At 71.7% G+C, this 14,613-nt stretch carries 15 protein-coding genes; 8 read left to right on the top strand and 7 right to left on the bottom strand.

Features of this window, described 5'->3' with window-relative positions:
• Positions 1–1,116, bottom strand: a complete 1,116-nt coding sequence (pdhA, locus tag RM446_RS23745; protein ID WP_311547662.1) for a pyruvate dehydrogenase (acetyl-transferring) E1 component subunit alpha — start codon at positions 1,114–1,116, stop codon at positions 1–3.
• Positions 1,117–1,556: 440 nt separating this feature from the next.
• Between pdhA and RM446_RS23740 the strand changes: the two genes are divergently transcribed.
• Positions 1,557–2,096, top strand: a complete 540-nt coding sequence (locus tag RM446_RS23740) for a hypothetical protein (RefSeq protein WP_311547661.1) — start codon at positions 1,557–1,559, stop codon at positions 2,094–2,096.
• A gap of 222 nt (positions 2,097–2,318) precedes the next feature.
• On the opposite strand, the gene RM446_RS23735 is transcribed toward RM446_RS23740, so the two are convergent.
• Positions 2,319–2,921 carry a sigma-70 family RNA polymerase sigma factor gene (locus tag RM446_RS23735; protein WP_311547660.1) on the bottom strand — a complete coding sequence of 201 codons (603 nt, stop codon included), beginning with the start codon at positions 2,919–2,921 and terminating at the stop codon, positions 2,319–2,321.
• Between the two features lie 468 nt (positions 2,922–3,389).
• Between RM446_RS23735 and purS the strand changes: the two genes are divergently transcribed.
• From purS to purL, 5 genes are all read left to right on the top strand, one after another.
• Positions 3,390–3,632 (top strand): phosphoribosylformylglycinamidine synthase subunit PurS, encoded by a 243-nt coding sequence (gene purS, locus RM446_RS23730; RefSeq protein ID WP_311547677.1) that lies wholly within the window; start codon positions 3,390–3,392, stop codon positions 3,630–3,632.
• Positions 3,633–3,838: 206 nt separating this feature from the next.
• Positions 3,839–4,291, top strand: a complete 453-nt coding sequence (locus RM446_RS23725) for an ATP-binding protein (RefSeq protein ID WP_398695793.1) — start codon at positions 3,839–3,841, stop codon at positions 4,289–4,291.
• Positions 4,292–4,396: 105 nt separating this feature from the next.
• A complete protein-coding gene (gene purQ / locus RM446_RS23720) occupies positions 4,397–5,098 on the top strand; it encodes a phosphoribosylformylglycinamidine synthase subunit PurQ (RefSeq protein ID WP_311547658.1) in 702 nt (233 codons plus the stop codon).
• Positions 5,099–5,128: 30 nt separating this feature from the next.
• Positions 5,129–5,659 (top strand): hypothetical protein, encoded by a 531-nt coding sequence (locus tag RM446_RS23715; RefSeq protein WP_311547657.1) that lies wholly within the window; start codon positions 5,129–5,131, stop codon positions 5,657–5,659.
• A gap of 82 nt (positions 5,660–5,741) precedes the next feature.
• The gene (gene purL / locus RM446_RS23710; RefSeq protein WP_311547656.1) at positions 5,742–8,054 is read left to right on the top strand and encodes a phosphoribosylformylglycinamidine synthase subunit PurL; all 2,313 of its coding nucleotides are present in this window, start codon (positions 5,742–5,744) and stop codon (positions 8,052–8,054) included.
• A 203-nt stretch (positions 8,055–8,257) separates the two neighbouring features.
• Here the strand turns inward: purL and RM446_RS23705 are convergent, their stop codons facing one another.
• The gene (locus RM446_RS23705; protein WP_311547655.1) at positions 8,258–8,467 is read right to left on the bottom strand and encodes a hypothetical protein; all 210 of its coding nucleotides are present in this window, start codon (positions 8,465–8,467) and stop codon (positions 8,258–8,260) included.
• A gap of 281 nt (positions 8,468–8,748) precedes the next feature.
• Here RM446_RS23705 and RM446_RS23700 point away from each other — a divergent pair, with 281 nt between their 5' ends.
• Positions 8,749–9,852: a baeRF2 domain-containing protein gene (locus RM446_RS23700; RefSeq protein ID WP_311547654.1), complete on the top strand. Its 1,104-nt coding sequence runs from the start codon at positions 8,749–8,751 to the stop codon at positions 9,850–9,852.
• A gap of 10 nt (positions 9,853–9,862) precedes the next feature.
• Entirely contained in the window at positions 9,863–10,123 is a 261-nt protein-coding gene (locus RM446_RS23695) for a hypothetical protein (protein WP_311547653.1), read from the top strand.
• A gap of 136 nt (positions 10,124–10,259) precedes the next feature.
• Here the strand turns inward: RM446_RS23695 and RM446_RS23690 are convergent, their stop codons facing one another.
• From RM446_RS23690 to RM446_RS23675, 4 genes are all read right to left on the bottom strand, one after another.
• Positions 10,260–11,237, bottom strand: a complete 978-nt coding sequence (locus RM446_RS23690; protein ID WP_311547652.1) for an ABC transporter substrate-binding protein — start codon at positions 11,235–11,237, stop codon at positions 10,260–10,262.
• Complete coding sequence (locus RM446_RS23685) at positions 11,230–13,227, bottom strand: ABC transporter permease (protein WP_311547651.1); 1,998 nt, start codon at positions 13,225–13,227, stop codon at positions 11,230–11,232. The genes RM446_RS23690 and RM446_RS23685 overlap by 8 nt, the downstream gene beginning before the upstream one ends.
• A 2-nt stretch (positions 13,228–13,229) precedes the next feature.
• Entirely contained in the window at positions 13,230–14,378 is a 1,149-nt protein-coding gene (locus RM446_RS23680; protein WP_311547650.1) for a quaternary amine ABC transporter ATP-binding protein, read from the bottom strand.
• Between the two features lie 101 nt (positions 14,379–14,479).
• Positions 14,480–14,613 (bottom strand): GMC oxidoreductase (locus RM446_RS23675; protein ID WP_311547676.1); only part of this gene is annotated, 134 nt, incomplete at its 5' end.

Below are 14,613 nucleotides of genomic sequence, written 5' to 3'. Positions count from 1 at the left end.
TCACCGCCCTCCCTCGGCGCCGGCGTCCTCGAACGACGCCAGGTAGTCGGCGAACTCGGCCCGCTGCAGGTCGAGCTGGGTGTTGGGCTCGGCGTAGACCTCGTGGAAGATGTCCAGCGGGTCGGGATCGGGCAGGGACCGGCACTCACCGCGCAGGCGCTCGCCCAGCCGGTCGGCCTCGCCTTCGATACCGGTGAAGAACTCGTCGTCCGCGATTCCCGCGGACGCCATGTGGGTGCGCAGACGCAGGATGGGGTCCTTGGCCTTCCACTCCTCCAGCTCGGCGGCCACGCGGTAGCGCGTCGGGTCGTCGTTGGTGGTGTGGGCGCCCATGCGGTAGGTGAACGCCTCGATCAGCATCGGGCCCTGGCCTTCGCGGGCCTGCTGCATCGCCTTCCGGGTGACCGCGAGGGAGGCGAGCACGTCGTTGCCGTCGATGCGCACGCCGGGGAAGCCGAACCCGGCGGCGCGGCGGTAGAGCGGGACGCGCGTCTGGCGCTCCGACGGCTCGGAGATGGCCCACTGGTTGTTCTGGCAGAAGAACACGACCGGGGCGTTGTTGACGGCGGCGAAGTTGAACGCCTCGCTGGTGTCGCCCTGGCTGGTGGCGCCGTCGCCGAAGTAGACGATGACCGCCGACCCGTCCTCGCCGGTGGCGCCGTCGCGCTGGACGCCCATGGCGTAGCCGGTGGCGTGCAGGGTCTGGCTGCCGATGACGATCGTGTAGAGCTGGAGGCCGTAGTCGCCGGGGACCCAGCCTCCGTTCGTCACTCCGCGGTACAGCCCCAGCAGCTCCTTCGGTGCGACTCCGCGCACCCAGGCGACGCCGTGCTCGCGGTAAGAGGGGAAGGCCATGTCCTGCGGCCGCAGCGCGCGGGCCGACCCGACCTGGGCGGCCTCCTGGCCCAGCAGCGAGGCCCACAGGCCCAGTTCGCCCTGGCGCTGCAGCGCGACGGCCTCGGTGTCGACGCGGCGTACCAGGACGAGGTCGCGGTAGAGGCCGCGGATCTCCTCGGCGCTGATCTGCAGCGGGTAGTCGGGGTGGTCGCGCAGCTCTCCGTCGGGGGTCAAGAGCTGGACGAGCTCGGGTTCTCCGTGCGCGGTGTTGTCCGACACCTGTCGCTCCTCGGGTTCTCGGGGCCGATTTCGCGGGGTACCACTACGTCGGCCGGATCTCTGCCGCTTACCCGGGGTAACGGGTTTCAGCGGACAGCCCTACCGACATCGTGACAGAACTCACCGCTGGCAGCGCAAGGGCCCAGCGCCGACTTTCATCCGCCGCTCCATGATGACCGAGAAGCCGCAAAGCGCAACTACCAGGCCTTCCTACCAAAAAGCAAGGTTGTCCGAAGATCCCGGGGGCCGCCGGGAGGGCGCAGCCGGGGGCCGCCCGGGTCCGCGTCCGGTCACACACGGTGACGGTCGAGGGTTCGGAGGGCGCCTGGGTGCCGACCGGGGCGCACACACGTCCGAGGAACACTGCGCCGCCGTCCCGGCGGGCAGCGCGCGGTCCGCTCCCCCCGCCGGGCCGGGCAGGGGGCGGCTAGTATCCCGTCATGCCCGAGGACCGCAATCCCTACCGGTTCGGCTTCTCCTTCATGGAGCGCTGGACCCGGTGGCTCAAGGCCGCCATCTGGATCTCGTTGGCGACCGCCCTGGCGCTCGGAGCGATCGGACTGGTCGCCGGCGGGACCATGGACGGCCGCGTGCCCGCGGACAGCCCGTGGTGGACCGCAGTGTGGGTCGTGCTCGGCGCCGCCGCCGCCGTGCTGGCCCTGGGAATCCTCGTGCCGCTGCTCGCCGCCTTCGTCCTGGGCGGGCTCGCGATCCACCGCTACGGCTGGATTCCGGGCCTGGCCGCCTTCGCCGGGATCCTCGGGACGGCCGTCGGCTTCGGCCTGGAGGACTACCTCGGCGACCGCGGCGCGACCGTCGGGCTGGCGGGCATCGCCGTGCTGGTGGCGGGCGCGCTCGGTTTCTTCCTCGTCGGCTACCTGGCCAAGGTGCCGATGTGGATCGGGACAGGCGGGGCCCGGCTCTTGCTGACCAGAGGCGGGGAGGACGGCGAGCGGCCGTCCCGCGGCAAGCGCCGCTGACCGGTCGGGCGGCGGCGCTTCGGTAGACCGCTCAGCGGATCGTCGGATGAGTGACAGCCGATGGGAGTCCGGTCACGGAACGTGGTTCGCGGGTCGTGCCTTCCGCCGGGGGGCGCCGCGGATGCGGAGCCGGCCGGCGGGCGGGGCCGCCTACGGGGCGGCGGGCGCCCGGGCCGATGAAGGGCTGCGGCCGTGCCGGCCGGGATGCGAGCGGATCAGGTGTCAGGCCGCGGCGCGGAGGCCGCGCTCCCGGGCGTAGTCGCCCAGGTGCTCGCGCAGCTGGCGGCGTGCGCGGTGCAGACGCGACATGACGGTGCCGAGGGGCGTGCCCATGCGGGCGGCGACTTCCTTGTAGGTGAAGCCCTCGACGTCGATGAGGTAGACGACCAGCCGGAAGTCCTCGGGCAGCGCGGCGAGCGCGTGCCGGATGGCGGAGTCGGGCAGGCGCTCCAGCACCTCCGACTCGGCCGAGCGCGATCCCGTGGAGGCGTGGGCGTCGGCGGCGGCGAGCTGCCAGTCCTTGATCTCGTCGGTGGAGTCCTGGCGGGGCTCCCGCTGCTTCTTGCGGTAGCCGTTGATGAACGTGTTGGTCAGGATGCGGTACAGCCACGCACGCAGGTTGGTTCCCGCCTTGAACTGGTGGAAGTTCGCGAAGGCCTTTGCGAAGGTCTCCTGCACCAGGTCCTCCGCGTCGGCGGAGTTGCGGGTCATGCGCAGCGCCGTGGGGTAGAGCTGATCGGCGTACGGGGTGACGGCGGTGGCGAAGTCGAGCTCCTCGGTGGGCTGGTCGGCTCCGCTCTCACGCTCCAGGTCGATGGTCGTCAAATCTCCCCCTATGGGACGACCGGCCTTGTTACTGCTTTGTTAGACGCACGCGAGCCTCTCGGGTGATGCCTGCGGACCGAGTGATGCTGGTCACGGAAACGGCGAAACGGCATCCGCGAACGGCCAACGTAAGGTAAAGGCCGCAGCGCACAACGCCTGATGCGGCTTCCCTGCGAGCCCGATCCCCTGCCCTGCGCCGCTAGCGGCTCGTCGGCCGGGGTGCGGCGCGCAGCCTCCGTCCGGGACGGAGGAGGCGGCGGGCGGCAACGGGCCCCGCCGCGGTGCGCCTGCTGCGAAGGCGGGGTCGGTAGGTGGGGGTCTCCACCTCCTTCCAGCGTAGACGCCGCCGGGGCGGCCCGCACGGCGGTTCCGTGTGCCGTACGCTTTCTGCTGCCACCGCCCCGCTAACCGCGGAAGCGGTCTCATCGACATCGTGAACTCGCCGCCGACCGATCAGTGGAGGACCCCGTGGCCCGCGTCGTGGTTGACGTCATGCTCAAGCCGGAGATCCTGGACCCCCAGGGCCAGGCCATCGCCGGCGCCTGCGACCGGCTCGGTTTCTCCGGCGTCCGGGAGGTCCGGCAGGGTAAGCGCTTCGAGGTGCATATCGACGGCGAGGCCGGCGAGGCCGAACTCGCCGAGGTGCACCGCATGGCCGAGACCCTGCTCGCCAATCCCGTTATCGAGGACTTCTCGCTGCGCGTGGAATAGGCCGCGCCAATGCACTGTGTTATAGGACACGTCCAGTCGGCACGCCGGTAGTGACCCGAATTCACCGGAGCCCACTGCCCAGGATTGCTCGCCGAGCGGAATCGCCACGTCACCTGCCGCATCCGGCCAACTCGCGTCCATGTCCGTTTCGCAGTCACCGGCCCGGGAAGGTTCCACAATGTGCCTACCGGTCGTGAGGGCTTGCGATGGAAGTGAATTTCTCGATTGCGCTTCCCCGACAGGCGTACACCGTCGCCGTGATGCGGGACTTCCTCGGTGAGGCGCTGCGCACCACCGGCGTATGCGCCGAATGCCGATTCCCCATTCTCCTCGCCTCTTCCGAGGCCTGCGCCAACGCCGTCGACCATGGTGCGCAGTCGTCCGGATACCGGGTCACCGTCCGGATTCGCACCGACACGTGCCTCGTGGAAGTGGCCCACACCGGGCCGGGATTCAATCCGGCCCAGGTGCCCCTGCCAGACCTCGAAGCCGAGTCAGGCAGGGGCATTCTTATGATGCGCCATGTCATGGAGGACGTCTCCGTCGCCGCCGATCCCGACGGCACCACGCGGGTCCGGATGCGCAAGCGCTTCGGCGCGTGCCGGCCGGGGCCGCCCGAGCCGGGGGAGTGGAGCCGACTGGAGCCTGTCCTGCGCTGAACCGTACGCCGAGGCCAGCAGGTAACCTCGTGGACGGAAAGCGCCGGTAGCCGCCCGGCCGAACACGGCGCCCGGCTCCACCGACCGAAACCCCGGAGAGTGCCCATGACAGCCCGTGTGGGCGTCGTCACCTTCCCCGGCTCCCTGGACGACAGGGACGCCGCCCGCGCCGTCCGCCTCGCCGGCGCCGAGCCCGTGTCGCTCTGGCACGACGACTCCGACCTGCGGGGGGTCGACGCCGTGATCCTGCCCGGCGGCTTCTCCTACGGCGACTACCTGCGCTGCGGCGCCATCGCCCGGTTCGCGCCGGTGATGACCGAGCTGGTGCCCGCCGCCCGCGCGGGATCCCTGCCGGTGCTGGGCATCTGCAACGGCTTCCAGATCCTGTGCGAGAGCCACCTGCTGCCCGGCGCACTCACCCGCAACCGGTCGCTGCGGTTCGTCAACCGCGATCAGCAGGTGCGGATTGAATCCGCCGCCACGGCCTGGACCAGCCGCTACACCGAGGGCGAGGCGATCCGTATCGTCCTCAAGAGCGGCGAAGGAAGCTTCGTCGCCGACGAGGCCACGCTGGACGAGCTGGAGCGCTCCGGCCGCGTGGTCGCGCGCTACGTGGGCGAGGCCCCCAACGGCGCCCGTCGCGGCATCGCGGGGATCGGCAACGAGCACGGCAACGTCGTCGGCCTGATGCCGCACCCCGAACACGCCGTCGAGGCGCTGACCGGCGCGTCGACCGACGGCCTCGGCTTCTTCACGTCCCTCGTCGAGTACCTGGCCGATACCAGTCCCGCCGCCGCGACCGGCTGACGACCGCAGACGCGACCACAGGGGGACGGTATGCGCATCATGGACCGGCTGCGGGCGAGACCGACGATGGTCGTGCTCGTCGCCGTGCTGACCGTGGGTCTGGTCGCCACGGGGGCCATCGGGCTGTTCGACGCCCTCAACAGCGCCGACTCCGGCCAGGCGGGCGGGCAGAGCCAGGCCCCGGGCAACGCGGCGTCGCCGGTGGCCGCCCCCGGGATGGACTCGCTCGGCGACGCCCCCGAGGGAGCCGGCTACACCGACTTCGGTGAGCAGTGCCCCGATGTGGAGTGCGTGCGCATCGTCGGCATCACCCTGAAGGACGGCGAGCACACGCAGGACTCCGACAAGGCGAGCGACGCCGCGATCGACACGGTTTTCAAGCACCTGCTGGACAACGACTGGGCACGCGTCCTGCCCAACAACGAGCAGGATCCCGAGGAGGTCCCGCTCGGCGAGAGCTACCTCACCGACGGCCAGGTGCTGGTCACCGCCACCCCGGTGAACGCACCCGACGCCAGCGCGGGCCTGATGCTGATGCACGCCCAGGAGCCGGACTCCTGACCGATCCGCCCGCCCCGCCGGCGGTCCAACGCGCCCGATCCGCCATCATCCCGCCGAGCAAGCCCTGAACGGAAAGCACCGCATGCCCGATCAACCCCAGCCGGAGACCGTCGCCGCCGCGAAGGCCGCCCCCGACACCCCTCAGCCCTACGCCGAGCTGGGTGTGGCCGACGACGAGTACGCGCGCATCCGCACCATCCTCGGCCGCCGCCCCACCGCCGCCGAGCTGGCGATCTACTCGGTGATGTGGAGCGAGCACTGCTCCTACAAGAGCTCCAAGGTCCACCTGCGCCAGTTCGGCGAGAAGGCGCCGGCCGGCGACGCGCTGCTGGTCGGTATGGGCGAGAACGCGGGCGTGGTCGACGTCGGCGACGGCAACGCGGTCACCTTCAAGATCGAGTCGCACAACCACCCCTCCTACGTCGAGCCGCACCAGGGCGCGGCCACCGGCGTAGGAGGCATCGTCCGCGACATCCTGACCATGGGTGCCCGGCCGGTGGCCGTGATGGATGCGCTGCGCTTCGGCCCGCTGGACGCCACCGACACCCGCCGCGTCCTGCCCGGGGTGGTCTCGGGCATCTCCTTCTACGGAAACTGCCTGGGCCTGCCCAACATCGGCGGCGAGCTCGGCTTCGGCGCTGGATACGCGGGAAACCCGCTGGTCAACGCATTGTGTGTGGGCGTGATGCGCCACGAGGACATCAAGCTCGCGCAGGCGCCCGGTCCCGGCAACAAGGTGGTGCTGTTCGGCGCCACGACCGGTCCCGACGGCATCGGCGGAGCGTCCGTGCTGGCCAGTGCCACGTTCGACGACGAGAGTCACGCCAAGCGGCCCAGCGTGCAGGTGGGCGACCCGTTCCTGGAGAAGCTGCTGATCGAGTGCAGCCTGGAGCTGTTCCGCGACGGGCTCGTCGTGGGCATCCAGGACCTCGGTGCGGCGGGCGTCTCCTGCGCCACCACGGAGCTGGCCGCCGGCGGTACCGGCGGCATGCGCATCGCACTGGACCGGGTGCCGCTGCGCGACTCGACGCTCACTCCGGAAGAGATCCTGATGAGCGAGTCGCAGGAGCGGATGATGGCGGTCGTCGAGCCCGCCAGCCTGGACGCGTTCATGGAGACCTGCCGCAAGTGGGACGTCCAGGCGAGTGTCATCGGCGAGGTCACCGACGTTACGCCCGACGAGGCCGAGCGCGGCGGCCGCCTGGTGATGACCTGGAACGGCGAGACTGTCGTCGACCTGCCGCCGCGCACCGCCTCCGACGAGGGCCCGGTCTACGAGCGCCCCTACGCCCGACCCGTCGAGCAGGACGCGTTGCAGGCCGACACGCCGGACTCCCTGGAGCGCCCCGGCGGCGACGAGGAGCTGCGCGATCAGGTGCTCGCCGTGCTGTCGGCGCCGGGCGTGTGCGACCCGTCGTGGGTCACCGAGCAGTACGACAGCTATGTCAGGGGCGACACGGTGCTGTCGGCCCCGCACGACGCCGGCATGATCCGCGTGGGCGACGACGGCTCCCGCGGAGTCGCGCTGGCCACCGACGGCAACGGCCGCTACACCCGCCTGGACCCCTACGCGGGCACCCAGGCCGCCTTCGCCGAGGCCTACCGCAACGTCGCCGCCTCCGGCGCCCGCCCGCTGGCCGTCACCAACTGCCTGAACTTCGGCTCGCCGGAGGACCCGGGCGTCATGTGGCAGTTCGCCGAGTCCACGCGAGGGCTGGCGGACGCGTGCCTGCGCATGGGGACGCCGGTCACCGGCGGCAACGTCAGCTTCTACAACCAGACCGGCGAGACCGCCATCAACCCCACGCCGGTCATCGGCGTGCTGGGCGTGATCGACGACGTGCACACGCGGCTGAACACCGCGTTCCCGCGGCACGGCTCGGGCGCGCGCGTCGTCCTGCTGGGCACCACCGCCGAGGAGGTCGGGGGTTCGGTCTGGGCCGAGGTCGTCCACGGCCATCTCGGCGGCCTGCCGCCGCGGGTGGACCTGGACGCCGAGGAGGCCCTGGCCCGCCTGCTGTCCGACGCCGCCGACGAGCAGTTGCTCGCGGCGGCCCACGACCTCTCCGACGGCGGGCTGGCCGTGGCACTGGCGGAGTCGGCGCTGCGCGGCGGGATCGGGTGCTCGGTGCACGTGGACGACGCCTTCACCGCGCTGTTCAGCGAGTCCGGGGCCCGCGCCGTCGTCGTGGTGGACACCGATGACGGGGAGGCGTTCACCCGCATGTGCCGCAAGCACGGCGTGCCGGCCGCGGAGATCGGCACGGTCGGCGGGGCCTCCGTGACGTTCACCTACCCCGACGGCGGCTTCAGCATCGACCTGGAGACCCTGCGTGAGGCCCACAGCGCCCCGTTGCCGGAGGCCCTCGGCGACGACCGGTCGCAGCCGGTGTGAAGGGACCTGGCACCCGGTGGTCGGACGGTCCGCTCGCAACGGCGGGGTCGGCTGCGTAGGCCGGGCGAGCGGGTACGGCGTCGCCGCCCGGATCCCGCCCTGCGATGTGCGTTGCGCGTCGCCGGCCCCCCGGGGCGGCCGCGTGCGCACGGCGTCGCGGGGCCGGGGCGGGCGCCCGCCCCGGCCGCCCCGGCCCGCTTCGGCTAGCCGCCGCGCCTGTGGTCTTCGGGAAGCTCCGCATCGGGGTCGACGGCGGCGGGATCGGTGGCCGCCTCGCCCTCGTCGTTGACCAGGGGTTCGGGCTCGCGCTCCTCCTCGACGCGCGTGGGCTTGTTGCCCTTGAGCATGCCCTGGATCTCGCTCTCCAGCTCATCGTCGAGCTTGGGGCCGTGCTTGTCGCTGCCGCGCTCCATCGCGCACCTCCACAGCCGCTCGTCGTGGTTTCCAGTCGGTTTTCGCGGCTACCCGCCGCACTGCCCGGGCAAACGGCGCCGGGCGCCGGCGAAGCCGCCTCACCTGCGCTTGCGCCCGCGCGTGGACGCACTGGTGCCCTCCTCGCCGCATGCGTCCGGCGGCCTCGGGCAGTGGCGCAGGCAGGGCGCTTTGGAGGGACGCCGACCGCGCCCGCGTCGCACCCTGCAGTCCAGCAACGTCGGGAGGTGAGGACGGGCCGTCCGGCTGCGGCTCAGCCATCATGGATCTGCGATTTCTGGAACCGCTGTACCGTGCGTCCGGTCCGGTCGCCTCGGTGTACCTGGACACCACCCGCACTGCGGAGGACGCGGCGCACCGGATCGCCCCGCGATGGCGCGGGCTCCGCAAGGAGCTGGCGGAAAGCGGCGCCGACGAGGCGACGCTGGAGGCGCTGGACTCCGCGGCGGGCGGAATCGACGGAATACCAGGGCCGCAGGGCGAGGCGCTGTTCGCCTCCGGCGGTGAGCTGATAGCGGCGTACACCCTGTCGGTACCGCCTTCCCGGGACCGGGCGGCGCTGATGCCGGTTCCCGAGCCTGTCGAGCTGGTCTGCGACCTCGACGACGGACTGCCCTACGTGGTGGTGGCCGTCGACCGGGAGGGCGCCGACATCTACGCCTACCCCGCCTACGGTGATCTGTCCGAGGAGCGCCACACCAGCGGCGCGACCCTGCACATCAACAAGGTGCCCCACGGCGGCTGGCGGCAGAAGCACCGCCGGCGCCACACGGAAGAGGTGTGGTTCGCCAACGCCGCCCAGGTCGCCAGCGACATCGAGGAGGCGGTCAAGCGAGTGCAGGCGGCCGCCGTGTTCGTCGGCGGCGATGAGCGCGCTCTCGGCAAGCTCCGCCAGTACCTCGGCCACCGCACGGCCGAGATGCTGATCGAGATCTCGGGCGGCGGCCGCGGCGACCCGGACGCGATCGCCGAGCTGCGCAAGTCGGTGGAGGAAGGGCTGCGCCGGACCGCCGTCGCTCTGCGATCGGGCCTGATGGAGGACTTCCGACAGGACCTCGGCCGCGATGGGCGGGCCGTGCAGGGGATGAGCGCCACGTGCGAGGCGCTGCGTTCGGGCCGGGTGGGCCGCCTGATGATCTCCGACGACCGCACCGGCGAGCGCAACCTGTGGGCGTCGGCCACCGACCCGCTGGAGCTCTCCGACGACCGCGCCCGCCTCACCGACCCGGCCGAGGCGTTCGAGGCGCCCGCCGGCTCGCTGCTGCTGCGGGCCGCCCAGGCCACAAGCGCGTCGTTCTCCCGGCTTCCGGATGAGGGTGACGCGCAGGACGGCGTGGGGGCGTTTCTGCGACTCACCGGGGCATGAGCGACCGACTATGCGAAGAGACCGCGACGGAAAGCGCAAACGGCGCCGGGGGGTGCTGAAGGGCCCGATGGGCAGCCACGACCGCCCGGCCAGCCCTTTGCTGTTCCGCCTGATCCTGGCGGTCTTCGGGCTTGCGGTGCTGGTGGCGGGTGCCGTGCTGGCCGCCGTCGTGCTCGGCTCCGCCCCGCTGACCGTCGTGTTGACGGCGGGCGCGATCGCCGCCGGCCTGAACGTCTACTGGGTCAGCCGGCGCTGGCGCTACGAGCGTTGAGAGGCCCCGCACGACGGCGGACGCGCGCGGCGCGCCGATTGCCGGGGCGCGCGGCGAAGCGACGGTGCCCGGGAAGCGTCGGCGGGGAGGGGAGGCGCCGCGGCACCTCCCCGCCCCCCGTTCAAGCGGCGGCCGGCTACCCCTTCGCCTGGTCCGGAATCCACTCCTTCCACACGTCGGGGTTCTCGCGTACCCACGTCTCGGCGGCCTCCTCGGGGTCCATCCCCTCCTGGGCGATCATCCGCGCCACCGCGTTCTGCTGGGAGTTGGTCCATTGCCAGTCGTCCAGCATGCGATAGGCCAGGCCGCCCTCCTCGGCGAAGTCCCTGCGGAAGATCTTGTTCAGGTCGTAGGAGGGATAGTCGCAGGCCACGTCCTTGAGGTCGGCGTCGCACCCCTGGTGGTAGTCGGGGAAGTCGACGTGGATCAGGTCCAGCTCCTCGAAGAGCCACTGCGGCTCGTAGAAGTAGAATAGGACCGGCTCGCGCGCCTTGTAGCGCTCGCGCACCTCGGTGATCTGGGCGGCCTCGGAGCCCGCGTAGACGATCTCCAGGTTCAGGTCGAAGTGGTTGATCATGCCCTGGTCCTGGGTCACGAACGCGGGGTCGCCGCCGAGGAACTGGCCCTTGTCGCCCGTCTCGGAGGTCGCGAAGATCTCGGCGTGCTCCTTGATGCCCTCGACCGTGTCGATGCCGGGGTACTCCTCGACGAGGTACTCGGGTATGTACCAGCCCAGCGTGCCCTTGTTGCCGTTGGGTCCGCCGTCGACGACGGTGCCGTTGCCCTCGGGGCCGTACAGCTTCATCAGGTCCTCGTGGCCCCAGTTCTCGAGGATCACGTCGACAGCGCCCTGGTCCATGGCCTGCCAGGAGGGCTGCTCGTCGATGCGCATCAGCTGGGTCTGGTACCCCATCTCGTGCTCCAGCAGGTAGGACATGACGGCGGCGCTGGCCTCGTAGCCCACCCAGCCGTTGAGCGCGATGCGCACGGCGTTGGGGTCCCGCAGGATGGACGTCGTGCGCACCGCGCACGAGGACAGCAGGACCACGGCGCACAGCGCGGCGAGCGCCGCCACCACCCGGGTGCGGCGCCGGTCGGGGTTGCGCTCACGCATTGCTCCTCCTTCCCTGGGTGACGCGGTCGAGGAAGACTCCCAGGCACACGATGGCCAGACCCGAGGTCAGGCCGAGGCCGAGCTGGTTCTGCTTCAGACCGAACACGACGTCGTAGCCGAGCGAGCCGGCGCCGACCAGGGCACCCATGACGACCATGGACAGGACCATCATGATCCCCTGGTTGACGGCCAGCAGCAGCGACGATCGGGCCAGCGGCAGCTGCACCTTGGTCAGCAGCTGCCCGCCGGTCGAGCCCTGGGAGACGGCGGCCTCCACCGCGTGGGCCGAGACTCCGCGGATGCCGTCGTTGACCAGTCTGATCACTGGCGGCAGAGCGAAGACCACCGACGCCGCCAACGCCGGCACCCGGCCGACGCTGAACAGCGCGACCGCGGGGATGAGGTAGACGAACGGCGGCAGGGTCTGCATGGCGTCGAGCACCGGGCGCAGGATCGCGGCGAGCATGTCGCTTCGCGCCGCCAGGATCCCCACCGCCACGCCGACGGCCAGGGTCACCGCAGCCGCGACGAGTACCTGGGAGAGGGTGTCCATGCTGTTCTCCCACACGCCCAGCAGGCCGGTGGCGAGGACGGCCGCTCCCGCGGTGGCGGCGGTCCGCCACCCGCCGAAGATCGCGCCGAGCGCTGCGGCGACCAGCACGACCAGCCACCACGGCGTACCGGTGAGCAGTGCGCTGAGCGGGTTGAGCACGCCGACCAGCAGCAGGTCGCCGAACGCCCCCGTAGCGTCGCCGATGGCCGACTGCACTCCCTGCTGAGCGGTGTTGATGGGGCCGGAGAAGCTGATCGACCAGGCGGGCGGCCAGCCCTCGATCCCGACCAGCCGCGCCGTGGCGGCGACGGCGGTCGCGGCGGCAAGGCCGACCGCCGGCGCCGCGCGGCGCCATGGGGCGGGCAGCAGGGGTGTGCGGGTTCCGTCGCCCGCGGCGCCGGTCACCCGGTCCAGCGCGATGGCCATGAGCACGATCGCCGCACCGGCCTCGACCGCCTGCCCCACGTTGACCTTCGACAGCGCCTGGTAGATCGCGTCGCCCAGACCGCCCGCGCCGATCACCGATGCGATGACGACCATGGAGACCGCCAGCATGATGGTCTGGTTGACGCCGAGCAGGATGGTCCGCTTGGCCATGGGCAGCTGCACCTTGGTCAGGATCTGCCAGGGCGTGGAGCCCAGCGACGTTGTGGCCTCGACTGCGCCGGCGTCCACGTTGCGGATGGCCAGCGCGGTGATGCGCACCGCGGGCGGGACGGCGTAGACGAACGTCGCCACGGCCGCGGCCGGGTTGCCGATGCCGAACAGCAGCAGCATCGGCATGAGGTACGCGAAGGCCGGCATGATCTGCAGGAAGTCCAGCACCGGGCGGACGGCTCGGTGGAAGCCGTCGCTTCGCCCGGCGAGGATGCCCAGCGGGATGCCGATGATCAGCGCGATCAGCACCGAGGTGGTGATCAGGGCGAGCGTGGTCATCGCCTCGTTCCACAGCCCGGTCAGCGCGAAGACGGCGAAGGTGGCCAGCACCAGCAGCGCCACGCGCCACCCGGCGACGCGCCAGGCGGCCAGGGTGCCCGCGAAGACCACCCCGGGCCAGGTCAGCAGGACGAGCGCCTGGTTGACCAGGATGACCGCCGAGCCCAGGCCCACCGACACGTAGTTGAAGCCGTAGAGGAACAGCGGGCTTGAGTTCCGGTTGGCGACGATCCAGGTGTAGACGCCGTCCAGCCGGGCGATCAGCCATTGGCCGGTCGCGTCGGGGAAGGTGCCCAGCCACGCGGGCGTGCCCAGGGCGCGGGCGGCGGCGTAGCCGGCCGCCAGCACGGCGATCGCGGCGGCCGCCTGCACCCAGCGGTTGGCGAGCCAGGCCGTGCCCGGGGGGCGGCGGGCGGCGCCGTCGGCGCCGGGCACGTGGCCGGACGGGGACGGGCCGGCGGTCTCCGGCGGTGCGGAGGGAGCGGGTTGTGCCGTGGCCATGGTCACGCCCCCACCGGGTCGCCGGGCGCGTCGCCGGGGCGGCGGGGTTCCGACTGCCCGCCGGCCGCCTTGGCGGCGTCCGCCGTGCGGTCCCCGGCGATCAGCCGAAGCACGTCGTCGCGGCCCACATAGCCCAGGACGGTGTCGCCGGCACCGGTGACGCGCACGGGGGCGGTCCCGTCGGCGAGCGGCGCGACGATGTCGTCCACGACCGTGGCAGCGGGCACCGCGGGCCCGTCCTCGGCCTCGCCGGGCAGGGCGGGGCGTGCCAGGCTGCGCGCGGTCAGGACCGCGGTACGGGAGACGTCCTTGACGAAGTCGCGTACGTAGTCGTCGGCGGGGCTGCCCACCAGGTCCTCCGGGGTCCCCGTCTGGACCAGTTCGCCGTCGCGCATGATCGCGATGCGGTCGCCCACCTTCAGCGCCTCGGACAGGTCGTGGGTGATGAACACCGCGGTCTTGTGCAACTCGCGCTGCAGCCGCAGGACCTCGTCCTGCATGTCGCGGCGGATCAGCGGGTCGAGGGCGCTGAAGGGCTCGTCGAACAGCAGGACCTCGGGGTCGACGGCCAGCGCGCGGGCCAGGCCGACCCGCTGCTGCATGCCGCCGCTGAGCTGGCCGGGGAGCGAGTCCTCGTGGCCGGCCAGACCGACCATCTCGATCATCTCTCGGGCGCGCTCGTAGCGCTGCGCGCGCGAGACTCCGCGCACCTCCAAGCCGTAGGCGACGTTGTCGACGATACGGCGGTGCGGGAGAAGGCCGAAGTGCTGGAAGACCATGGCCATCCTGCTCCGGCGCAGCTCGCGCAGCCGTTGGGGCGAGCAGGCGGCGATGTCCTCACCGTCCAGGCTCATGGTGCCCGACGTCGGCTCGATCAGCCGTGTCATGCAGCGCACCAGGGTGGACTTGCCCGAGCCGGACAGGCCCATCACGACGAAGGTCTCGCCGGGGTGCACGTCGAAGGACATGTCGCGCACGGCGACGGTCGCGCCGGTGCGCTTGCGGACGGTCTCGCTGTCCAGGTCGGCGAGGTCGGTGCCGATCACCGATCCGGCGTTCTTGCCGAAGATCTTCCACAGGTTGCGGACGGAGATCCTGGCATCCGTGCTCTCGTTATGCGGTTGTGCGGTGGACTCTGCTGGAGAGTTCATCGGAAGGGTCGCTCCTTGTGATCGGCCGCGCCGCAGCGGTCGGCTTTCGCGGCGCGGCCCGTCGCTTGTTCGGAAGCGTGCCCGAGCGCGTTCGCGCCGGGCTACCGCTCGGACCTGATGAGGTCGGCGGCGCGTTCGCCCACGGTCAGCACCGTGACCATCGGATTGGGCGAGGGCATCGTCGGAAACACCGACGCATCCGCCACCCGCAACCCCGACAGCCCCCGCACCCGCA

The organism is Streptomonospora wellingtoniae (assembly GCF_031845375.1).
GTDB lineage: Bacteria > Actinomycetota > Actinomycetes > Streptosporangiales > Streptosporangiaceae > Streptomonospora > Streptomonospora wellingtoniae.
Note: the sequence above shows the minus strand (reverse complement) of the source record. Positions and strands in the feature narration are given on the sequence as shown.